This window comes from Myxococcales bacterium, from assembly GCA_016712525.1.
Lineage (GTDB): Bacteria > Myxococcota_A > Polyangia > Polyangiales > Polyangiaceae > JAAFHV01.
The window spans coordinates 42838-62385 of the sequence record JADJQX010000006.1; the positions used below are offsets into that span (position 1 = coordinate 42838).

Annotated in this window: 22 protein-coding genes and 1 other RNA gene; 11 read left to right on the forward strand and 12 right to left on the reverse strand. The window is 68.7% G+C overall.

Annotated features, from left to right (window positions below; translation table 11 throughout):
- Positions 1-162: 162 nt before the first annotated feature.
- Together IPK71_12130 and IPK71_12135 are read left to right on the forward strand one after the other, a co-directional pair.
- Complete coding sequence (locus tag IPK71_12130) at positions 163-1365, forward strand: C1 family peptidase (GenBank protein MBK8214481.1); 1203 nt, start codon at positions 163-165, stop codon at positions 1363-1365.
- Between the two features lie 88 nt (positions 1366-1453).
- Complete coding sequence (locus IPK71_12135; GenBank protein ID MBK8214482.1) at positions 1454-3310, forward strand: CRTAC1 family protein; 1857 nt, start codon at positions 1454-1456, stop codon at positions 3308-3310.
- A gap of 4 nt (positions 3311-3314) precedes the next feature.
- Here the strand turns inward: IPK71_12135 and IPK71_12140 are convergent, their stop codons facing one another.
- A complete protein-coding gene (locus IPK71_12140) occupies positions 3315-3944 on the reverse strand; it encodes a TetR/AcrR family transcriptional regulator (GenBank protein ID MBK8214483.1) in 630 nt (209 codons plus the stop codon).
- A gap of 66 nt (positions 3945-4010) precedes the next feature.
- Between IPK71_12140 and IPK71_12145 the strand changes: the two genes are divergently transcribed.
- The 3 genes from IPK71_12145 to IPK71_12155 are packed head-to-tail and all read left to right on the forward strand — an operon-like array spanning position 4011 to position 5184.
- Positions 4011-4253 carry a hypothetical protein gene (locus IPK71_12145; protein MBK8214484.1) on the forward strand — a complete coding sequence of 81 codons (243 nt, stop codon included), beginning with the start codon at positions 4011-4013 and terminating at the stop codon, positions 4251-4253.
- The gene (locus tag IPK71_12150; GenBank protein MBK8214485.1) at positions 4253-4780 is read left to right on the forward strand and encodes a DUF3995 domain-containing protein; all 528 of its coding nucleotides are present in this window, start codon (positions 4253-4255) and stop codon (positions 4778-4780) included. Before IPK71_12145 ends, IPK71_12150 begins: the two co-directional genes overlap by 1 nt.
- Positions 4777-5184 (forward strand): hypothetical protein, encoded by a 408-nt coding sequence (locus IPK71_12155; protein MBK8214486.1) that lies wholly within the window; start codon positions 4777-4779, stop codon positions 5182-5184. The genes IPK71_12150 and IPK71_12155 overlap by 4 nt, the downstream gene beginning before the upstream one ends.
- On the opposite strand, the gene IPK71_12160 is transcribed toward IPK71_12155, so the two are convergent.
- The 3 genes from IPK71_12160 to IPK71_12170 all read right to left on the reverse strand — a co-directional run bounded on the left by IPK71_12160 (position 5168) and on the right by IPK71_12170 (position 7498).
- Complete coding sequence (locus tag IPK71_12160) at positions 5168-5965, reverse strand: hypothetical protein (protein MBK8214487.1); 798 nt, start codon at positions 5963-5965, stop codon at positions 5168-5170. The two genes, IPK71_12155 and IPK71_12160, sit on opposite strands and share 17 nt — an antisense overlap.
- Before the next feature lie 97 nt (positions 5966-6062).
- A complete protein-coding gene (locus IPK71_12165; GenBank protein MBK8214488.1) occupies positions 6063-6590 on the reverse strand; it encodes a hypothetical protein in 528 nt (175 codons plus the stop codon).
- A 50-nt stretch (positions 6591-6640) separates the two neighbouring features.
- Entirely contained in the window at positions 6641-7498 is an 858-nt protein-coding gene (locus IPK71_12170; GenBank protein ID MBK8214489.1) for a hypothetical protein, read from the reverse strand.
- 118 nt (positions 7499-7616) lie between these two features.
- Between IPK71_12170 and IPK71_12175 the strand changes: the two genes are divergently transcribed.
- From IPK71_12175 to IPK71_12185, 3 genes are all read left to right on the forward strand, one after another.
- On the forward strand, positions 7617-8051 hold the full coding sequence (locus tag IPK71_12175; protein ID MBK8214490.1) for an acyl-CoA thioesterase: 435 nt from the start codon (positions 7617-7619) through the stop codon (positions 8049-8051).
- Entirely contained in the window at positions 8048-8623 is a 576-nt protein-coding gene (locus tag IPK71_12180) for a molybdenum cofactor guanylyltransferase (GenBank protein MBK8214491.1), read from the forward strand. The genes IPK71_12175 and IPK71_12180 overlap by 4 nt, the downstream gene beginning before the upstream one ends.
- Before the next feature lie 272 nt (positions 8624-8895).
- A complete protein-coding gene (locus tag IPK71_12185; protein ID MBK8214492.1) occupies positions 8896-9582 on the forward strand; it encodes a hypothetical protein in 687 nt (228 codons plus the stop codon).
- Positions 9583-9658: 76 nt separating this feature from the next.
- Here IPK71_12185 and IPK71_12190 read toward each other — a convergent pair whose 3' ends face one another.
- Positions 9659-10315: a hypothetical protein gene (locus tag IPK71_12190; GenBank protein MBK8214493.1), complete on the reverse strand. Its 657-nt coding sequence runs from the start codon at positions 10313-10315 to the stop codon at positions 9659-9661.
- Between the two features lie 169 nt (positions 10316-10484).
- On the opposite strand from IPK71_12190, the gene IPK71_12195 reads away from it, so the two are divergent.
- Together IPK71_12195 and IPK71_12200 are read left to right on the forward strand one after the other, a co-directional pair.
- Positions 10485-10868: a hypothetical protein gene (locus tag IPK71_12195; GenBank protein ID MBK8214494.1), complete on the forward strand. Its 384-nt coding sequence runs from the start codon at positions 10485-10487 to the stop codon at positions 10866-10868.
- A gap of 221 nt (positions 10869-11089) precedes the next feature.
- On the forward strand, positions 11090-11878 hold the full coding sequence (locus IPK71_12200; GenBank protein MBK8214495.1) for a hypothetical protein: 789 nt from the start codon (positions 11090-11092) through the stop codon (positions 11876-11878).
- Positions 11879-11899: 21 nt separating this feature from the next.
- Here the strand turns inward: IPK71_12200 and IPK71_12205 are convergent, their stop codons facing one another.
- The 3 genes from IPK71_12205 to IPK71_12215 form a co-directional block, all read right to left on the reverse strand.
- Positions 11900-13087, reverse strand: coding sequence for a DUF4238 domain-containing protein (locus tag IPK71_12205; GenBank protein MBK8214496.1), 1188 nt, complete (start codon positions 13085-13087; stop codon positions 11900-11902).
- Between the two features lie 527 nt (positions 13088-13614).
- Positions 13615-13973, reverse strand: a transfer-messenger RNA (tmRNA) gene (ssrA, locus tag IPK71_12210).
- A gap of 77 nt (positions 13974-14050) precedes the next feature.
- The gene (locus IPK71_12215) at positions 14051-14506 is read right to left on the reverse strand and encodes a hypothetical protein (protein MBK8214497.1); all 456 of its coding nucleotides are present in this window, start codon (positions 14504-14506) and stop codon (positions 14051-14053) included.
- 96 nt (positions 14507-14602) lie between these two features.
- Between IPK71_12215 and IPK71_12220 the strand changes: the two genes are divergently transcribed.
- A complete protein-coding gene (locus IPK71_12220) occupies positions 14603-15136 on the forward strand; it encodes a DUF1697 domain-containing protein (protein MBK8214498.1) in 534 nt (177 codons plus the stop codon).
- 505 nt (positions 15137-15641) lie between these two features.
- Here the strand turns inward: IPK71_12220 and IPK71_12225 are convergent.
- The 4 genes from IPK71_12225 to IPK71_12240 form a co-directional block, all read right to left on the reverse strand.
- The gene (locus IPK71_12225; GenBank protein MBK8214499.1) at positions 15642-16253 is read right to left on the reverse strand and encodes a hypothetical protein; all 612 of its coding nucleotides are present in this window, start codon (positions 16251-16253) and stop codon (positions 15642-15644) included.
- Positions 16250-17206 (reverse strand): hypothetical protein, encoded by a 957-nt coding sequence (locus IPK71_12230; GenBank protein ID MBK8214500.1) that lies wholly within the window; start codon positions 17204-17206, stop codon positions 16250-16252. Before IPK71_12230 ends, IPK71_12225 begins: the two co-directional genes overlap by 4 nt.
- A 32-nt stretch (positions 17207-17238) precedes the next feature.
- Entirely contained in the window at positions 17239-17913 is a 675-nt protein-coding gene (locus tag IPK71_12235) for a hypothetical protein (protein MBK8214501.1), read from the reverse strand.
- Positions 17914-18003: 90 nt separating this feature from the next.
- Positions 18004-19401, reverse strand: a complete 1398-nt coding sequence (locus IPK71_12240; GenBank protein ID MBK8214502.1) for a hypothetical protein — start codon at positions 19399-19401, stop codon at positions 18004-18006.
- Between the last annotated feature and the right edge of the window lie 147 nt (positions 19402-19548).

Sequence of the window (19548 nt, forward strand, 5' to 3'; positions counted from 1 at the left end):
ACCTCCGTGCCTCGAAATTGGGTAGGACAGGGTGACCAAGGCTGGATCACCGGCCCATCGGACGCCCGGCGCGAGGGCCGCCCGAGATCGCAAAAATCCCCGAAAAAGCCGGCGCGTGGGGTGTGCTGAAATGTGGGCACGGATCGTGCGAAGCGAGCAGGCATGCCCTCGCGACGCCTGCTCGGGACGGTGACCGTGTTGCTCTTGGCCATGCAGACCGCGTGCTCTGCCGAGGTCGGCGACGAAGGGGCCGCGGAGGAGGTGAGCCAGTCGGAGGACGGTGTCGTCGGTCAGGACGAGCTCGAGCTCGGGGCCGGCCTCCCGCGCGCGGACTTCTCGCGACCGCTCCCCGCTTCGGCGAAGACGACGAGCCTCGTCGCGTGGGATACGCCCGCGAAGGGCCAGGGGAGCCGAGGCTGGTGCACTGCCTTCGCGACGGTGGCGGCGATCGAGAACCTCGTCGGGCGGCACCTCGGGGCGAAGATCGATCTCTCGGAGATCGACCACTACCAGTCGTACCGGCGCTACGAGATGCTCACGTCGGTGAAGACCGCGGCCAAGGTGCCCATCGCGCCCGAGGCGGCGTGGCCGTACGACGGAAACCCGGTCCCCGACTACCGCGCGCGTCGCGTCGCGAAGGTCGCCCAGTACGCTGCTCCCGAGTCCCTCGCCGAGGTGCTGGCCGAGCTCGAGGCAGGTCACCCGCTCGTCCTCGGCATCACGACGTACAGGAACTTCGGGGCCGACGCGAGCGGCCGAGTGCCCATGCCGAGCGGCTGGAAACGCGGAGGGCACGCCGTCGCGGTGACGGGCTTCGTGCGCGACACGAGCTACGCCGGTGGAGGCTATTTCACCTTCAAAAACTCGTGGGGGAGCTCCTTCGGCGCGCGTGGGTATGGCCATTTGCCCGTCGCTTATTGCCAGTCGTCGCCCTGTTACTTCTTGGCGATTCGGAGCGTGACCTACGACGGTCGTACGACGCCCGTGTCCTTTGCGGGTTTGCCTCCTGCTTCGCCTCCGCAGACGCCCTCGCCCGAGCCGGCTCCCCCGCCGCCCACGGGTGGGGCCTCGGTCGACGACACGACGGTGCGCACGGTCGCCATCCACGATCCGCGCGATCCGGCGCGCTTCTGGCTCTCCCTCTCCGCGTCTCCGGCCGTCCTCTCCCAGGTCGTCGAGGCGCGCTACGACGTCGACCCGACCTTCGGCTCGGGCAGGTACGCGACCTCGCGCGACCGTGGCACGTCCTTCAAGACGACGACGGTGTACCGCACCTACGACCGCGACTGGCGCACCACCGGCACCGAGCTCCGGCTCACCGATGGGCGACGTGTCGCCATCGCGGGCGCGGTCGTCCGCTTCTAACGACGCAGGGTGGGCGAATGTAGGTGCCCGAGGGGTGGTTGCCCGAATGAGACGTGCGGGGACGGCCGATCGCGTCCAAACCGCCCGCATGCGCACGCGCCTCTCTCGTCTTCTCCTCGGTCCGAGCCTCGTTGCCTTCGTCGGCCTCGCGGCCGCATGCTCGACGACCACGACGGTCGACCCCGAGACGACCGACGGTGGCGCCGAGCCCCCGGGCACGCCCTGCGAAGCGCGCTCCGCGAAGGCCCCCGAGCGAGACTTCTTCAAGGACATCTCCGAGAAGAGCGGCATCCAGAAGGACAACTTCGTCCCGAGCCCCGCGACCCCGATCCCCATCAACGACCACAGCCGCCTCGCGATGGTCGACGTCGACGGCGACGGCTGGGACGACGCCGTCATGCACTCGCTCTTCCCGAACCCGCAGAAGGGCATCCCGTTCGATCACCTCGTGTTTCGGAACAAACACGACGGCACCTTCGAGGATATCTCCGAGGCCTCGGGGCTGAAGGCGGTGCAGGCAGGGTTCTTCGCCTTCGCCGACGTCGACAACGACGGCGACCAAGACTGCTTCGCGGGGCTCGACATCGAGCTCGCCGGGCAGACGAGCGTGCTCCTCTTGAACGACGGAAAAGGGAAGTTCTCGGTCAAAGAGAAGAGCGGCGTCGAGGGGCTGAAATACGCGTCGAACGCCGTGTTCGCCGACTTCGACAACGACGGCAAGGTCGACCTCTTCGTGGGCAACGGGCAGACGAGCTTCAGCGCGAAGAACGCGCTCCTTCGTGGCAACGGCGACGGGACCTTCACCGACGTCACGGCGGCGAGCCTGCCCGGAGTGCCCGCGCAGCCCTCGAACGGGCTCGTGGCGTGCGACTACGACGACGACGGCGATCTCGACGTGCTCGTGTCGACCTACGGCGTGAGCGTCAAGAACGGCTGGAACCAGCTCTGGGAGAACGACGGCACCGGAGCGTTCTCGAACGTCGCCCAGGAGCGCGGGTTCCACGCGCTCGCCACCGGCACGTACTGGAGCCCTCGCGCGGGCAAGGGGCGCGACGCGCAGCCCGTGTCCGCCGACAAAATCGTCGGCTCGAACGGCTTCGGCATCGACTGCGCCGACGTGACGGGCGACGGCCTGCCCGACGTGTGGCTCGCGACGATCAGCCACGGCGACGGCGCGGACGAGAGCCGCCTCTGGAGCGACCCGACGCAGCTCCTCGTGAACGGCGGCAAGGCCAAGTCGTTCGCGTTCGAGAACCAGTTCCTCGACCGCGGGCTCCCCTACAACGAGGGCGACATCGACGGCGCCACGGTCGACTTCGACAACGACGGCCGCCTCGACCTCGCGCTCACACGCACCGACAAGTACGAGGCGAACTACTCGAACCCCGAACAAAAGGGCTATTTCGGCCTCTTTCGGCAGAACGACGACGGCACCTTCGTGAGCCTCGGGCTCGCCTCCGGCATCAACGACACGGCCGAGGGAGGCAAGCGCGGCAAGGGAGGCCAGAACCTCGCGTTCGCCGACATCGACCACGACGGCGATCCGGATCTGCTCTTCGGCGCGCGCGACATGGGCGGCGGGCGGGCGAACCTGCTCTTCGAGAACACGATCGGGCAAGACGCGCAGTGGCTCGCGATCTCGGTGCGAGGCGACGGCAAGAAGGTGCACACGGACGCGTTCGGCACGAAGGTCACCGTGCGCCTCGGCGACCGCGTGATCGTGCGCGAGAAGAAGTCGAGCCGTGGCACGTACGACAGCATCGACGGCTCGACGCTCCTCTTCGGGCTCGGCGGCGCGAACGCGTGCGTCGAAGGGAAAAACAAGGCCAAAGTCGAGATCCGCTGGCCCGACGGCACGGTCGACACGTTCGGCGCCGACACGTTCGCGCTCCGAAGCTACGTGCGCGCGACGTACGGTGAGAAGAAGCTCGTCGTCACGAAGTGACCCGTCACCGCTCCGCGCGTGGGCGCGTCGGGCGGGCGGGCGCCGTGTCCGGCAGCATGCGCTCGAGCAGCTCGGCCCACGTCGCGGGGCTCGTCGGGGCGCCCCCGTGGGAGACCCGCGCGTACTCCCCGATGAGGGTCAAGTAGAGCGCGCGCGCCCTATGTTTTGCTTTGGCGCGCGTGACCCCCGCCGAGACGAGCAGGTCCTCGACGTAGCGCTCGCGTCGTTCGTCGACCCTCGCGAGGCGCGCGCCCGCGGAGGGATCGTGCGCCCCCCACGCGCGGATCGCGTGCTCGGCGTCGGGGGCCTCGGGGGCGCCTGTCGTCACGCGTAGGAGCTCCGCGAGGCGCGCGCGTGGCGCCTCGGAGGACGCGTCGACCCGAGCGATCACCCCGAGGGTCGCGCGCCGTTCCCAGTCTTCGAGGAGCGCGTCGAGCAGCGCCGCCCGATCGCGGAAATGCCAATAGAAGCTCCCCTTGGTCACGCCGAGGCGCGCCGCCAAGGGCTCGACGCGTACGCCCTCGACGCCGCCCCGCGCGAGCGCCTCCCACGCCGCGGCGAGCCATGCCTCGGGGCCGAGCGCGCGCGCCGAGGCCGTTTTCGTGGGTCGTTCGCGGGGTCGTCGCTTTTCCATACGGTACCGTATTGAAGAGCGACCATGCCTGCCCTATGGGTCCATACGCAAGCGTATGGAGGTCCCATGAGCCACGGAGTCTGCGCCGCTACCCTCGTCGTCCTCGCCCTGCTTCACTCCGCGCTGGGGGAGAAGCTGCTCCTGCGGCCGCTCCTCACGTCGGCCCTCCCGCGCGAAGGGCTCCCGCTCGGGCGCGCGTTCACGGCGCGGACGCTCAGGTTCGCGTGGCACCTGCTCAGCGTGGCGTGGCTCGCGCTGGCGTTCTTGGTCGCGCAGGGGGCGCGTGGGCGCTCACGAGCGTGGGCGTGATGCTGCTCGTCTCCGGGGCGCTCGCGCTCGTGGTCTCGCGTGGGCGGCATTTCGCGTGGGCGCTCTTCTTGCTCGGGGGTCTCGCAGGGGTCGTCGGGCCGCACGTCGGCGCGGTCGCGCCCTACGCGGCGGGGGTAGCGGGCGTGGTGCTCTTGGGGATCTCCGCCGTCCACGTCGCGTGGCTCTTCGGAGCACGCTGGGGGATACGGGCTGCCATCCCGGAGATCGCAGGGAGACCGGCGTTCTCGCCGCCTCGAGCCCTCACGGGGGTGGTCGCCGCCGTGTTCGGTGGGGCGGGGGCGTTCGTGCTCGTCGCCGCGCGTTTCGGCTCGGCCCCTTGGGCATGGGTCACGCTCGCCGGGGCGGCGGTGTTCGGGCTGCGGGCCCTCGGAGATTTTCGCCTCGTCGGGCTCACGAAGCGCGTCCTCGGCACGCCGTTCGCGCGGTGGGACGATGGCCTCTTCACTCCGCTCTCGCTCCTCCTCTCGGTGTGCTTCGCGATCGTGGCTGCGCGGGGGCTCTCGTGAGGCGCTTCGCGGGGCGCTGGCTCCTTGGCGTGTCCGCCGTGCACACGGTGTTCGCGCTCGTCGTCTTTCGGGCCACGCTGGCGAGCATCGTTCACGCGGGCTTCGCCGACGCGATCGGCGACGACCCGATGCGAGGCGCCGTCGCGTGGTTCGTCCTCTTCGGCGGCGTGCTCGCCGTGGCGGGCCTTGCGATCGACGCCCTCGAGGCGCGCGATGCGCCGCTGCGCGCCGTCGGCCTCGCCACGCTCTCGCTCGTCGCGCTCGGCCTAGTGTGGATGCCCGTGTCGGGCTTTTGGCTCGCGCTCCCCGCGGTCGTGCGCATGCTTCGTCGCCGCCCAGTGCCCTCGGTCGGAGCGGGCGCCCCCGTGGAAGGGGGGCGCGACGTGCTCAGCGGTAGGCCGTGAGCTTCTCCAGGCCCTCGCGGGCGCGTGTAGCCCAGGTGCTCTCGGGGGCTTCACGGAGGGCCAGCTCGAAGGCCGCCTTCGCTTCGTCCACGCGCCCCAAGGGACGGAGCGCCTCGCCGAGGTAGTAGGCGCGAATCGCACGAACGCTGGGGGGGCCGCCGAGGTCGAGGGAGCGCTCGAGGTGCACGCGCGCCTCTTCGTGGGCGCCCGTCTTGACGAGGCAGATCCCTAAAGTTCCGAGCTGGCTTGCTTCGAGCGCGTCCTGCCCGACGATCTTCTCCCCGCTGCTCGCGGCGCTCTCGGAGAGCGCGATGGACTCTCGCACGAGCGTGAGCCCGCGCTCGGCATGGCCCTCTTCGGCGAGGCAGTACGCCAGGTTGTTCGCGTGCCATGGTCTCCAAGGCGCGGCGAGCTTCTCGCGGTCGATCGCCTCGAGCACGCGGAGCGCGTCTCCGTTTCGTCCAACGGACGTGAGGAGCGCCGCCTCGTTCACGCCTAGCTGCGTGAGCATGGCGGGGTAGTCGGCGTAGGCTTCTTTGAGGCTCGCGACGTGCTCGAGGGCCTCTCCGGTCCGCTCGGCGGCGATGGCCCGCACGAGGCGCTCGCTCTCCGCCGCGACGGCGCGACGCCCCCACGCGCGCATGCCCCACAAAGCGACGAGCGTGGCAGGCAGGATCGTCACGAGACCGAGGCCCGTCGTTTGCGCCACCGAGAGCCCGGCCACGCCCGCGCCGAAGAGGATCCCGAATTGCCCGAGCCGAAGCCGAAGACGCAGACGCACGACCGCTGCATACCACACGCGCGCGCAGGCTTCGTTGCGGCCGCACGCGCGAATAGTCTCGTGGTTTCGGTGGTTTACGAGGGAAAGGCGAGGCCGCCTAAGGCGTGACCGGGGGCGCGCGCCGTTTGCCGATGTGCCCACCGAGGGCCGAGAAGGGCGCGGAGAGCACGAGCGTGGTGACGAAGCCCATGAGCCCCACGCTGCCGAACGTGAGCCCTCCGACGATGATCGCGAGAGCGACACCCGCGATCGCGGCCTCGCGTGGACCGAGGCCCTTCGAATAGCGACCCACGAGGAAACCGCCCGCGGCCGACGCGAGCGCGAGGGCCAACGCGTGAGGCACGGCGAGCGCGAGGCCGACACGAAGGCGCAGCTCGGGGGCCGCGGCGAGCGCGACACGCATCGCCTCGGGGCTGGCCGTGACACCGAGCGTGGACGCGACGAGCTGGTTCGACACCATCTGCGCGAGGCCCATGAGCGGGAGCCAAGCTCCGAAGGTGCCCACGGTGCCGAACCCGACCCAATGCCAAGGAGGGCGTTCTTCGCCGTCACCCTCGGCGCTGCCGTCGGGCTCGCGTGGCGACGAGGTCGCTTGGATGACGGGGAGCCTGCGTTTTTCGGCCACGAGGAGGCTCTACGGGAGTGGAGCCCTCACGTCAAATCTCGAGGTGTACCTCAGCCGCCGTTGTTCCCGCTCGCGTCCTCGAAGAGCTCGGGTCTGCAGCTTCGCACGGCGCTCGGGTCGAGCCGGGGAATGGGCGCTCCGTCGGGGAGAGCGAGGTACACGCACGCGCCGCGGACCTGCCCGACCTCGGAGGTGGACAGCACTTCGTTCGCGCAGAACCCTGAGCCTTGGAGGCGAAAATCGCTGATCGCGAGGCTCGTCACGCGGACCGCGCGACCCATCGGGAAGGACGGATCGAGCGACTCTGGGGGGAGGTCGAAGGAGGTCGTCGTCTTTCCGGATGCGCGATCTCCGTCGGCGGTGAGCACGAGGGGAGGGAGCGTCGAGAGGGCGCGGGTCTTCTGGTATTGCATCGAAGCGTAGGCCAAGGGGCGGAGCACGAGCGTGCCTCCCTGCCTCGGGGAGAACGAGATCTCGGCGTCGAGCTTCATGAGGCCGCTCGACATGTCGGTGCTGCACAGCGCGAGGAAATGCGCGTTCGTCGTGGTGGACGTGCACTCGGGGCGCTCGGAGAGCGTCTTGGTGCACGCCTTCCCGCACGCCTCGGCTTCGGCCGGGGTGCCCTTCCAGCAGTTGCTCGCTTCGCCGTAGAGGGAGACGAGCCCTCCGACGGCCTCGGGCGCGATGTCGGCCATGCAGTCGATGAGGGCCGCGCAAACGCCCTTTGGCGTCGTCGGGAGCCCGGTCGCGCCGTCGGCCGCGACACCGCCGTCGGACGAGGGGGAGCTCGTGGCGGGCTCGGTGCCGGTCGGTGTCGAAGGCGTGCTGGAGCTGCACGCCGAGAGCGCCAGAGCGACCGTGAGCGTGGGGATGGAGACGAAGGAGAAAGCGAGGGAGCGACCGTTCATGATGATGGGTGGAGCGGCTTCGGTCGGGAGGTCGCGCACATTTTTTGTCGATTCGAGTCGCTCGGACGTGGCAGCCCGTTCAGGCGCTCTTGGGCTTCCGTGTGGTAGAGAGGCCGGCATGGCGCGAATCACCCCGGATCCGGCCGTCGCGACGACGGTCCACACGTTCCGCGTCCGCTTCTGCGAGACCGACTTGATGGGCATCGTGCACCACGCGAACTACCTCCAGTACTTCGAGGCGGGGCGCGTCGAGTGGCTGCGCCGCCGAGGCATTCTCTACTCGGAGTGGGTCGGCGCGGGTGTGCACACGGCGGTCGTCGAGGCGCTCACGAAGTACCACGCACCCGCGAAATTCGACGACGAGCTCTCGTGCGCGACGACGCTCGCGGAGGTCGGTGGGGCCTCGCTCGTGTACGCGTACCGCCTCACGCGCGGGGAGACGCTCATCGCGACGGGCCACACGAAGCTCGCCTGCGTGGACGACGCGCAGAGGCTCGCCAAGATGCCCAAAGACATGCGCGACATCTTGCTTCGTCCCGAGGCCGCGGGGTGAAGGTCGGTGTGCTCGCGGGCGGGGCGTCGAGCCGCATGGGGACCTCGAAGGCCCTCATGCCCGGGCCGACCGGAGAGCCGCTCCTCGTGCGTGCCGTGCGGGTCGGGAGAGAGGCGGGCCTCGACCCGTGTGTCGTGGGCCAGGGCTTGGAGCTCTCGCGCGTGGCCGAAGAGCTCGGGGTGCCGATCGTCGGCGACGCCGTGGCCTCGTCGGGGCCGCTCTCGGGGCTCGTCGGTCTCTTGCGTCACGCTTCTCCGGAGCCCGTGATCGTCGTGGCGTGCGACATGCCGTACGTCGAGGCGGGTGTGCTGCGCGAGCTCGTCGCGTCGCTCGCAGGTCACGCGATCGTCGCGTCGCGCCGCGAGGGCCGATGGGAGCCGCTGCTGTCGGCGCTCGACCCGGCGCGTGTGCTTCCCGTGGCCGAGGCGAGGCTCGGGCGTGGGGCGCTCTCGTTGCAAGGTCTCTTCGACGAGGTCGGGGCCGCCGTGTGCTCGCTCGACCCTGCCGTGCTGCGCGACTGGGACACGCCGGACGACGTGGACGCGGGCCCCCTCGCCAAGCCCCGCGGGTGACCGGGACCGGCCTGGGCGCGGGCCTTTGGGGCGCCGTCGGGGCGACCGACGTTGACGCCAAGTACGCGAAACGTGGGTCGTGGGGCGCCCTTGGGGCGACCGACGTTGACGCCAAGTGCGCGAAAGGTGGTCGCGGGGCGACCGACGTTGACGCCAAATACGCGAAAGGATTGGTTTTCCAAATTCGCGCCCCTCGGCCTTCGAAAAAAGCGTCACGCCCTTCGTAACGTCGCGCCCCTGCCCCCACTCACGGCATGGAGGTCGTGAAGCGCATGAAGAAGGTCGCCTTGGTGGTCGGGCTCGCGTGGCTTGGGGTAGCGTGTGGAGGGTCCGACATCGACCCGATCGCGGCACCCGACGCCGAAGCTCCGGCTCCCGGTCTCGACGGTGGCCCGAAGCCCACCGACCCTCCGCCCCCCGACCCGCGTGACGCCTCCCCCGAGGCCTCGCTCCCCGACGCCGGCCCACGCGACGCGGCCCCCGAGGACAAGCGCATCGACCCGATCGAGGTGGGGCGCACCTGGACGTACGACGTGAAGGTGCTCGGCTTCTACCCGGCGTGCTCCGCGGGGACGCACGTCGCCACCGCCAAGAGCGCCGCGCAGAAGGACGGAAAACGCGCCATCACGGTGTCGTCGCTCTGCAAAAACGCGGGCGACTACGAGTACGCCGTCGAGGGCGATCGTGTGTTCACCTACGTCGCCGGCTGGCGCCTCTCGCTCGACGCGCCCGTCACCGAGGGGCACACCTGGAGCGACGGCGTGAGGAGCTACGTCTGGCGATCGAAGGGCACGCAGACGGTGCCCGCGGGCACGTTCTCCGACTGCTGGTCGGCGACCGTCGTCGCGTCGTACACGTCGTACACCGTGTTTTGCAGGGGAGTGGGCCCCGTCGAGTGGCACTACGAGGACGGCTTCGGCAACGGGTACGAGGCCGTCCTCACGGCGAAGGGTTTCTGACTCGCGGGAGAGACCGACGACGAGTCGTCGTCAGCCTCTTTCCTGGCGCCATGTGCTGGCGAGAGCCTCGCGCGTTTCAGACCGCGGCGACGTGCTGGAAGCCCGCGGGGATCTCCTCGGTGACCGAGTAGTCGACCTTGAAGAACGCATCCATGCGGAGCTCGGCGCGCGAAAGCTCGGTGAGGGCGGCGACGTCGAACGTGCCGAGCGGATCGTCCTCGCCGGTGTCCTCGTCCCAGAGCTCCACGGTGGCGTCGCCCTCGAACGGGAAGCTCACGTGGGCCTCGAGCGACTGCCCGTTGTCGAGCCGCACGAACGAGTCTTTCGCGTTCGGGAAGCGCACCTCGTTCCCTCCCGATTTGACGATCATGTAGACCTCGGTGGCGTCCATCTCTTCGCTCGCCTCGCAGCGGATCGCGTGGATGTTGACGTAACGCTCGTCGAAGCGGGCGGGGCTCTCGGTCACGCTGAAAATAAGCTGAACGGTGGTGCTCCCGAGCGCGACGCCGGCCGACGTGTGGGGGGTCGCGTCCTTCCAGGTGAAGGTGGCCTTGTCGCTGCCGCTCGTGAGGGTGAGGGTGCACTCGTCCTCGAACGCGAAGGCCTTTCGGACCTTCCACGACTCGCCCTTCGCGAGGGTCTGCGGCTGCGTCGTCGTGGCGCCTGCCTCGAGCGTGAGCGTGAGCGGTTCGGTGCCGGCGTGCGAGACGGAGTAGACGTTGAGGTGCTTCACGGTAGGCCTTTCGCTAAGGGGGTTTGGCAGCCGAGGTGCGCGGATGCTGGCACGTTTCGCCCGGGCGCGGCGAACGAGCACTTGCCGGCGCGGCGTGTCGACGCGAGCCCCGGAGCTGCGGTACCCTCCGTCATGGGAGCCGCGTCGTGCGCCCACCCGAGAGAACGCCATGAAGCTCCGCACCCGCGCCAACACCCTTCGTTTGCGGCTCACTCAGACCGAGGTCGCGCGCATCGCCGAAGGCCACAGCGTGGAGGAGCGCCTCTACGTCGGTCCCACCGAGGCCGACGTGCTCGGCACCGAGCTCCGTCCGACCCCGAGCCTCGAGAGCATCGGCGCAAAGTTCGAGGGCCGAACGCTCGTCGTCGAGCTCCCGCGAGGGCTCGCGACGGAGTGGGCGCGAGGGGACGAGGTCGGCCTCCGCGCCGAGGTCCCCGCACCGGGCGGCAGGACACTCGGTATTTTGATCGAGAAAGACTTCGCCTGCCTCACGCGCCGCGCCGCCGAAGAAGACGAAGACGCGTTCCCCAACCCGAATACTTCGTGCTGTTGAGGGGGTAGCCCGAAGGCTCGGCGGAGCCTTCGAGGCCCTGCCTGCGTGACATTTCTTCGGGCTGAATCTCGGGCCGCGCGGCCGTTGCGCACGCGTGCAGGAGCCCGAAGGTGAGGGAGATCGCGGACCCGCGCGGTGCCGGTGTTCGGGTAGAGAATGTTCGATTCGCCTAGGCATCCTCCATCGCACCGATCTAGTGTTGTCGGTTGGAGGACTGCGGAATGTCTGGCGCTATCGTGGTGCGGTTCGGCTTGCTGGCCGCGTTCTTGGGGCTCGGGTGCGGGGGGACGATGCTTCTCAAGAGCCCGGTCGCCGAGCGATGCCGAGACGCGGGGCTTCGTGGGTGCGACGATCTCGTGGATGGTGTGGTCGGCTACGTCGACGGAGCCGACAAGGACGCCGCGAGGCAGAAGCTCCAGAAGGGCGCGGCGCAGAACCAGCCCGAACAGGTCGGTGAGTTCGCCGCGAAGCTCCGCCTCATCACGAAGCTACCGGGCCTCGAGGGCATGTCGGGGCCGCTCGTGGAGGTCGCGGCGATCCTCGATCCGAGCGCGTCCGATGCGCCTCCGGGAGCAAAGCCGGTGGCTTCTGGCGCACGCGCGGCGCTCCCCTCCTCGAGCGGCGCGCCAAGCGGCGGGACCGACGATGCCCGGACCAAGACGACGACGGCCATCGTCCCCGGTCACGCTCGGGCCTACGCGTGTGCTCCGCTCTCCAAGACGAGCCCTGCCTACGCAGGATCGACCTGCGTCCGTATCGGTATTGGCCCCATGGTCGTCACGGACGTGGTCGTCGGTGGTGCGTGCGCGAGCGACGTCGTCGTGCTCGCCGGGAGCACCGACGCGCCTTCGTGGGTCGTGGCCTCGGCGCCGCGTGAGCGCATGGATATGCACGGGGCGCGGCTCGTCGTCGCTCCCGAGGACGAAGTCGTCGTCGCGCTCCACGCCCCGAACGCGACTCTCCCGCGGGACGCCTCGTGTGGAGTCACGTTGTCCACGCGCCGCCCGTGACGAAGTGCGGCGGTTGCGGAGCTATTTTCCTCGCGCGCGACGTCGCGGCGACGGACGTTCGTACGGTACGACCTCCATCACGATGCGCGGCTCGACCCCCGATCGGAGCGGGACCATCTGCGAGTAGAACGTCTCGATTCCCATCGCCTTCCCCGCTGCTACATGCGCCTTGAGGAAAGGCGGCGTAGGGATCGGAACGAAGGCAACCGGTAGCACGCGGCTCACGCGCTGCCATTCAATTTCGGCGAAGCCGACTGACTCTCTGCGCGAATTCATCGATGGTCGCCTTCCCAGGAACGTCATGGCATAGGCGTACAACAGCATGTAATGGCGCAGGACCCTCGGCTCCTCGCTGATCGAGAGCGGCTCAGCGACGATGGCAGCTGGTCGGGACGCGCCCATCATACGATGGAGCGTCCGTACCTGCGCCTCGTCGCCCCCGTAGAACTCATCGCGAGCCTGTCTCGCCAGAGCTTCGTTCAGACTCACCGCGTCCTCCGCCTTGAGGTCGGTGTGGTAGATCTTTCCCATGATCCAACTGTCGCCGACAGTGTCGTTCGCCTCGAATCGTGGCCGACGGTTGGGTGCCTTCGTGAGGACGAGGGCTGCATCCTTTCGAAGCGGAATGACGAAGCCAGCTTCGCCCGACTGCATGTGCAGCATTCCAGCACGCGCCACGTCGTTGCAAATGAAAGGCACGCCCGGCGGCGCGTGCAGGACCGTCCACGACGATCGCATGACGATCGTCAGCATCGTCTGTGCGTCCCTCAGCCGGAAGAACTTGTCGTAGTTGACGTCATTCCGTGCTGCTGCACTCGCGAGTGGCCCGAGCCGATGTGGTAGTCGATCCGCAAAGTCGATTCCGCGTGTGAATACGTGCGCCGCGAACGGGACGAGAACCTCCATCCAGACGTCCGCGGACAATGGCTTGATTGTTGTGTTGATCAATTCGTCTATCGCCGTTGGGACCCGCGGCTCAATCTGTGACCAGTATGTGTCGACAAATAGGGGGTCGGTGACGCCGTCGACCGTGTGTGCGGTATACAGATGCTTTGCCGCAGCGACGCCCTCAGCCTTGCGGGGATAGACATCCTTGATGCCGCGACGACCGACCCAGAGTCGAGACTCGCGAAGCCGCGGCGCAGGCGCTATCGCGAATCCACCAACGTACGCGGCAGGTAGATAGTGTTGCCAAGGGCCGGCAGACATTGCACCTCGTGGTCGACGGGTTCGTCGAAATCAATCCTTGTTTCTCAACCCCGTACCTCAATTGCGTCCGGGCTTGGAGGTTCTGCAGTCTGCAGTAGCAGCAGCCTCAAGAAACTCTGCGTACCGGACTCCGAATATCGCCGCCGCTAGGTATGTCGCTGCCGCGTGCTCGTCCAGCGCGTGCTTCTCTCCGCGAGTCCCGGTGGGCTCGAGGCGGATCGCCCGATGACACTCCCGGCAAGGCAGGTGGGGTGGCAGGTGGACGAGCCGACCGTTGTCCACGGCAGACTCGGGCGCGGCTGAAGGGGCGTGCGGATCGCTCACCTGTGGACAGTGCGCTCCTCGTCCCCCAGGTGCAAGACCGCCCCGTCTTCGTTGCTCCACGGTTGGCATGGTGCAAACATGTCGACCGCCGAGGGCGCGGTGTCCAAACTTACGTAAGGATTGTGGAAATTGGCGATCGCTCGTTCACCTCGGCGCAACGGATGCACAAAACCACGGAGACCTCGGCTTGCGCCGAGGTCTCGTAGTGGAGGCGCCGGGAATCGAACCCGGGTCCGAAAATGCTGCGCTTCTCGCGTCGACGTGCGTGTCTGGTCTTTTGATTTCACCCCGGGGCGCGACGGCCAGCAGCCTTTCCCCGAGGTTATCTACCTGTTTGTCTTCGCCTTCGGCCCCGGTAACCCGGGCTTGGGCTAGTCAGATCGATGACGCCCTAGCCGAAGCTCTGACGGGCTTCGGGTCGGACGGCTCTATCCGTTTTTCAGGCGGCGAGAGCGATTGCGTTGTCGTTCGCAATTAACGTCCCCACGAGGATTTACGTGGTTCGCGAGACCCACGGCACGCAGCAAAGAAGTCACCATCTCCGTCGAAACCGATCGCCCCCGAAGGTGGGGTCGTGGTGGAGAGACCGTACGTCGACGCGAGCCCGGGCGCAAGGGCCCGCAACGCCGCTCGAGCCGGCTACGGGGCGCAGTCCTCCAGGGAGTCGTTCCCGTCCAAGCCGAGCCGGGTGCACGTCCTGCCGCGCGCGGTGTACGTCCGGTAGGAGGACGAGATGCTCCCGTCCGCGTAGGCGACGTCGATCTCCACGTGGTGCTCACCGGGGGCGACGACGAACCCGTGCTCGACCTCCTTCCCGTGCGCGAGCGCGTCGAGCACGCCGGGCTTGGGGTCGACCGCGACGGTCTCGCCGTCCACGCGGATGCAGTAGTCGACCACGCGGTTCGAGGTGTGGATGCGCAGCAGCGATTCCGAGCGCGGGTTCTCGCTGGCCCGCCTCGAGGCGCGGCACAAATGCGTGAAGCTCTGCACCGGGCGCGTGGCCGCGTACGTGGGCACGGAGTAGGTGCCCGAGCCGCAGCCAGCCAGAGAAGCGAGAGACGCGAGGGCAACGAGGAGGACGACGGGGAAGCGCATCGTGGTCCTTCGACGACCCTCCCGCAGGCGAATTCACGGGTCTGCGAAGAAAGGTCATATCTTACGGGTGGGCGTCTTTCGTGGCATCCTCCGGGCATGCCCACGGCCATCGTGCTCCTCCGCGCCGTCAACGTCGGCGGCACCGCGAAGCTCCCCATGGCCACGCTCAAGGCCACGCTCGAGGGGCTCGGATGCACCGACGTTCGCACCCTGCTCGCGAGCGGCAACGCCGTCGTCACCACGAAGAAGAAGGGCCCCGCGCTCGAGAAGGCGCTCGAAGAAGCGCTCGCCACGTCGCACGGCCTCGCGACCGACGTCATGGTCCGGACCCCCGAGGCGTGGGCCGAAGCGCTCGCGAAGAACCCGATGCCCGCCGAGGCCGAGGCCGATCCGTCGCACTTCGTCGTGGTGGCCTTCAAATCCGCGCCGAGCGCGTCCGACGTGGCGGCGTTCGAGGCTGCCAAGGCGAAGGGCGGGTGGGGCGAGCCCGTGCACGTCGTCGGCGCGCAGGCGTACGTGCACTTCCCAAAGGGTCAGGCCCGGACGAAGCTCTCGCTCGCGAAGCTCGGTCTCGGCACCGCGCGCAACTGGAGCACCTGCCAGAAGCTCTTGGCCATGGCCGCGGGGTGAGGGGTGGGGAGGGCGCGGCTCGGTCACGCGCCCGCGCCGGCGGGGTGGATGCGGCGTGTCGGGCCACGTGCGAACGCGACTTTTCGGGTTCCGATCGCGATCACATCGGGTGCAAAGGGGACGCAACGCGGCGACGTCGCGTTTGCATCAGGTGCGGACGCGATTTGCAGCGTTCGGATCGCGAACACATCAGATGAAAACGCGATTTGCAGCGTTCGGATCGCGTTTGCATCCGGTGCGAAGGGGACGAAACCTCGCTCCGTCGCGTTCGCATCCGGTGCGGAGGGGACGAAGCGCCGCGAGGTCGCGATCGCATCGGGTGCGGAGGGGACGAAGCGCCGCGAGGTCGTGGTTGCCTCACGTGCGGGGGCGAGGAGGGGGCTCGAGGCCGCGAACCCGGGAAAGATCCGACCGACGTTGGCGCCAAGTGTCCGAAAAGATTCAAAAGTGACCCTCGGCACACCGCAGGCCAGAGTCACGCCATCCCAGCCACTCCCAACCCCCCTCACCGGCTCCACGCCCACGCCGAGTACCCCTTCAACCAGAACCCCACATGGAGCTGCGTCCCCAGGTCGAGCTCGTGGGTGAACCGCAGGAACATCGGCCCGAGCCCGAACGTGACCTGCGGCCCGTGCGTCTTGTCGAGCGGGTTCCACACCCAGCCCGCGGCGAGCGAGAACAGATCGCGCCGCAGCTCGGCCTCGGCATACAGCGGCCCGATCGTGCGCCCGAGCGGCCTCGCCGCGGTGAACCCGAGGTTCGCGCCGAAGCCCGACTCCATCGTCGGCCAGAAGAATGCGTCGGGGCGCGCGTGCCTCGTCGTCCCCTTGGCGATGCTCACCTCGGCGCCGGCGACGTACGACACCTTCGCCGGATCTCCCGGGCCCCCCGCGCCTCCCACGCCCGCGAACCCTCCGTAGCTCGCGACGATCATGTGGCCTCCCGGATCCTCGGGAGGCTCGGCCGCGTGAGGGGCCGCGCCGGGGTACGAGCGCGTGCCGGGAGGCGGGTCGGCCGGGCGCTCGCGGATGTTCGCGATGCCCGGCGCGTTCGTGTCGAGGTGCGTGATACCACACCCCACGAGCGCCACACTCGCCACGACGAGCGCGCGTCTCATAGGGAAATTCCCGCGTCGTTCTCGTCGCTCGTGCTCTCGGGTGGCACGGCGAGCGGCATCGGCGGGGCCGAAGAGCGCGGCGGCGCCACACCCGGAGGCCCCGAGCGATCGTTCGTCCACACGTGCTCGAGCCGCAGGTGGAGCTCCGAGGGCACGCCTCCCGTGACGAGCGAGAGGCGCAGCGTGCCCTCGCGTTGGTTCTCGTTCCAGAGCTTCTCGTTGTCGAAGAGGAAGGGCAAATAGGCCTTCCCGCCCGGGTGCACGGGCTCACGTGGCAGCTCGGCGGGGGCGTAGGTGCGCCCCGCGATCTCGAGCTCGGCGCGGACGATTTGCACGTCGCACGTCGACTGCGCGTCGGCTCCGACGAAGAACCCCGCGCCCTCTTTGCCCGACTTCGCCACCCACACGTCCACGCGCGCGCACCCGATCGCGCGCCCCTCGCCCTTGCCCTCTTTGACCTGCCACGCCGTGAACGGGCGCGGCGCGGGCGACGTGGCGAGCGAGGCCAACGCCGCAAAAACGAGCCCTATGCGCTCGAACGCCGATGCACGCCCGCGGCTCGTTGCCGCACCCGCGCCGACCTTCGCGACGCGCGTGACATACATCCACGCCGCCACGAGCGCGGGCAACGCGAAGAGATCCGACGGATCGCACACGGTGGGTGTGCCGTGCGCCGTGAGCCACGCGCACGCCGCGGGGCTCGTCTTGATCGCCGCAAACACGAGGCCCACCGCGCACGCCGCGCCCGCCGCGACACGAGACAGCGCGCGTCCCCTCACCCCGAGCTCCGACGCGAGCCCCGCCACGAGCACAGGTACGACGAAGAGCCCCGCGACGTCACTCAGCTTCCCCGTGAGCACGGAGGGCAGCGTCGCGCTCCCTTTGAGCACGTGATCGTTCAGGGCCAGCGTGACCGTGGCGACGAGCGGGAGCGGACGCGAGACGAGGCGCATGCGCTCTCGAGGCTACACGGTGACGGCGCTTTTCAGGGCTTTCCTCGTGCCTTGATTCGCCCGTTGATGGTGCACAAATCGCCGCTCGTCGACGACTGCAGCACGACGTCTTTCAAGACGATGTCGAGCTCGGCCGACGCCGTGTCGTAGCGGTTTACGGTGACGAGACCCCCCACCGGATCGTTCGAGTAGAGCTTGGTCGCCGTCGAGTAGGTGCACGGCCCCGCGGTCACGTTGCAGGTGTTCTGAAAGAGCTGCCCCTTCGCGAAGACCGCGAGCACGTCCCCGTCGGCTTGGCGCTGGTTGGTCGAGAGCGCGATCGTGCCGTTCAGCGTTTTTCGGGCGAGCGAGAGGTACTCGCCGGTGGCCGTCGTGCGCACGCCCATGCTGGTCATGATCTGAGGCGGCCCCTGGAAAATCGCCGTCGTCCAGGTGACGTCGCACACGCCGCTCATGACCACCTCGATCTGAATCGGAGGCCCCGCGTCCTCTTCGGTCGCCGCGTCCTTCGGCGTCGCCGTGTCGGCTCCCGCGTCGACGCCACCCTCGGGCGAAATCGCCGCATCGACCTCCGCGTCAGGCGCGCCCGCGTCGTCGGAGGTGCCCGCGTCCTCCCCCGCTTTCAGCACCGTGCACGCGCCGAGCAGCGCGAGCGCGGCGGCCCCGAAGCCAAAAGAGAGGTGCCTCGTGTGTGAAGAAAAAGCCATGGTTCTCAAGAGGATAGCAGCCCTCGAAGGAACGTTCGGTACCGTCGACAGGGTCGTACGTGGCGGCGCGCCCCGATCTTCCTCGGCGCCTCAGTTCTCGGGCACGGGGAGGTCGACCTCGTTCGGGTCGAGCAGGCTCCCGAGGTTGTTCACGAGGGTGTCGCGTGCCTTGAGCTGCCCTGTCTCTCCGGTGAAATTCCATTCGAGAAACTTCACGATCGACGAGTGCTCCAGCACGACGTGCGACACGTGCCCCTTCTTCGCGAAGCGCCCGATGGCGAAGATCGGCACCCGGGTGCCCAGCTCCTCTCCGTCGATGGGGCTCTTCGCGGGCGGAGGCGCCACGTGATCGAAGTACCCGCCGCCCTCGTCCCACGTGAGCAAGATGAGCGTGCTCTTCGCGAAGGGGGACGCCAAAATCTTCGATGCGGCCGCGTCGATCCACGACACACCGACCGAGATGCTCGTGCCGTAGCCGGGGTGCTCGGTGTGGTAGCCGATGGGTTTGATGTAGCTCACCTCGGCCAAGTCGCCGGCGGCGAGGTCTTGCTCGAACCTCGACCAGTCCATGAGGAACGACGGGTTGTCGGTGAACTGCTGGTAGTAGTTGAAGGGGATGTCCGAAGGGTCGTACGCGCACGGGTAGCTCGCGAAGACCGGGTTCGCCCCGCGGCAATCCGGCGGGTGGGGAGGGCACGTGCTCGCCGCGCGCATCACGTCGTAGCCCTCGGCGTAGTAGCGCACCCGCTCCCCGTGGTTGATGAGCACGTCGGCGACCGTCGACTCGGACACGTTGCGCATCTTCGGCGTGAGCGGGTTCGAGCACCCTTGGCCGATGGCGTTGGGGATGAACTCGTTGTCCGTGAAGACCTTCTTGGCGACGGCGAAGTACATGTCGTTCGCCGAGGTCTGGCCCACGATCGACTGGAAATACCGGTCTCCCACGGCGTACTTCGTGGCGTAGTCATGGTACGGGGCGACGACGGCGCTCGGCGCGATGGCGAAGTTCTTCGCGTTCGAGCACGAAGCCCCGGTGACGAAGCGGTCCATCTTTCCGCCGTTCATCTCGGCGCGCTCGCACGGCTGCGAGTGATCCGGATCGTAGTCGGCGTTCGCTTGGTCGGTGAGCTCGCGCGGGCTCGCACCGGAGGGCTCCGTGGCCGGCGCGGCCTCGCAGCACGCGGGGCCCTTGGTGCAGGTCGGGTTCGAGCCGGGCGCCGCCGTGCACCACCGCCCGAGGTACGTGTCGAACGTGTGGTTCTCCTGCATGAGGATCACGACGTGCTCGATGCGGCCTTTGGGAGCCGGCTTCGCGCCCCCTTCTCCTCCCGGGCCTCCGTCGAGGCCGAGGCGCGTCGGATCGTCGGCGTCTCCGGGCAACCCCGAGGGGTCGTCGGTCGTGCCACCGCCACCGTCCGAGCCGCACCCCGAGAGCGCACACGACGCGAGGACGAGTGCCGTGGCCGAGAGCCGAAGTGCCGAGCGCATCTCCGCAGCGTAGCGAAAGCCGGCGCTCGGGGAAGGGCGCGTCGCCGTCTCTGACGGAACGGAAAGAAGGACGTTCGCCGACATGTGCGCAAAAAAACGACGGGCCGCGAGCGTGCCGAGGCGGAGGACAACGCCGCGCGCGTCCCG

Bases quoted from the DNA above. Each gene is read 5' to 3' on its own strand.
- IPK71_12200 (MBK8214495.1), top strand. From the start codon at position 11,090: ATGTCTGGCGCTATCGTGGTGCGGTTCGGCTTGCTGGCCGCGTTCTTG.
- IPK71_12195 (MBK8214494.1), top strand. From the start codon at position 10,485: ATGAAGCTCCGCACCCGCGCCAACACCCTTCGTTTGCGGCTCACTCAG.
- IPK71_12235 (MBK8214501.1), bottom strand. From the start codon at position 17,913: ATGGCTTTTTCTTCACACACGAGGCACCTCTCTTTTGGCTTCGGGGCC.
- IPK71_12215 (MBK8214497.1), bottom strand. From the start codon at position 14,506: ATGCGCTTCCCCGTCGTCCTCCTCGTTGCCCTCGCGTCTCTCGCTTCT.
- IPK71_12140 (MBK8214483.1), bottom strand. From the start codon at position 3,944: ATGGAAAAGCGACGACCCCGCGAACGACCCACGAAAACGGCCTCGGCG.
- IPK71_12220 (MBK8214498.1), top strand. From the start codon at position 14,603: ATGCCCACGGCCATCGTGCTCCTCCGCGCCGTCAACGTCGGCGGCACC.
- IPK71_12240 (MBK8214502.1), bottom strand. From the start codon at position 19,401: ATGCGCTCGGCACTTCGGCTCTCGGCCACGGCACTCGTCCTCGCGTCG.
- IPK71_12225 (MBK8214499.1), bottom strand. From the start codon at position 16,253: ATGAGACGCGCGCTCGTCGTGGCGAGTGTGGCGCTCGTGGGGTGTGGT.
- IPK71_12135 (MBK8214482.1), top strand. From the start codon at position 1,454: ATGCGCACGCGCCTCTCTCGTCTTCTCCTCGGTCCGAGCCTCGTTGCC.
- IPK71_12175 (MBK8214490.1), top strand. From the start codon at position 7,617: ATGGCGCGAATCACCCCGGATCCGGCCGTCGCGACGACGGTCCACACG.
- IPK71_12205 (MBK8214496.1), bottom strand. From the start codon at position 13,087: ATGTCTGCCGGCCCTTGGCAACACTATCTACCTGCCGCGTACGTTGGT.
- IPK71_12130 (MBK8214481.1), top strand. From the start codon at position 163: ATGCCCTCGCGACGCCTGCTCGGGACGGTGACCGTGTTGCTCTTGGCC.
- IPK71_12185 (MBK8214492.1), top strand. From the start codon at position 8,896: ATGAAGAAGGTCGCCTTGGTGGTCGGGCTCGCGTGGCTTGGGGTAGCG.
- IPK71_12170 (MBK8214489.1), bottom strand. From the start codon at position 7,498: ATGAACGGTCGCTCCCTCGCTTTCTCCTTCGTCTCCATCCCCACGCTC.
- IPK71_12230 (MBK8214500.1), bottom strand. From the start codon at position 17,206: ATGCGCCTCGTCTCGCGTCCGCTCCCGCTCGTCGCCACGGTCACGCTG.
- IPK71_12145 (MBK8214484.1), top strand. From the start codon at position 4,011: ATGAGCCACGGAGTCTGCGCCGCTACCCTCGTCGTCCTCGCCCTGCTT.
- IPK71_12150 (MBK8214485.1), top strand. From the start codon at position 4,253: ATGCTGCTCGTCTCCGGGGCGCTCGCGCTCGTGGTCTCGCGTGGGCGG.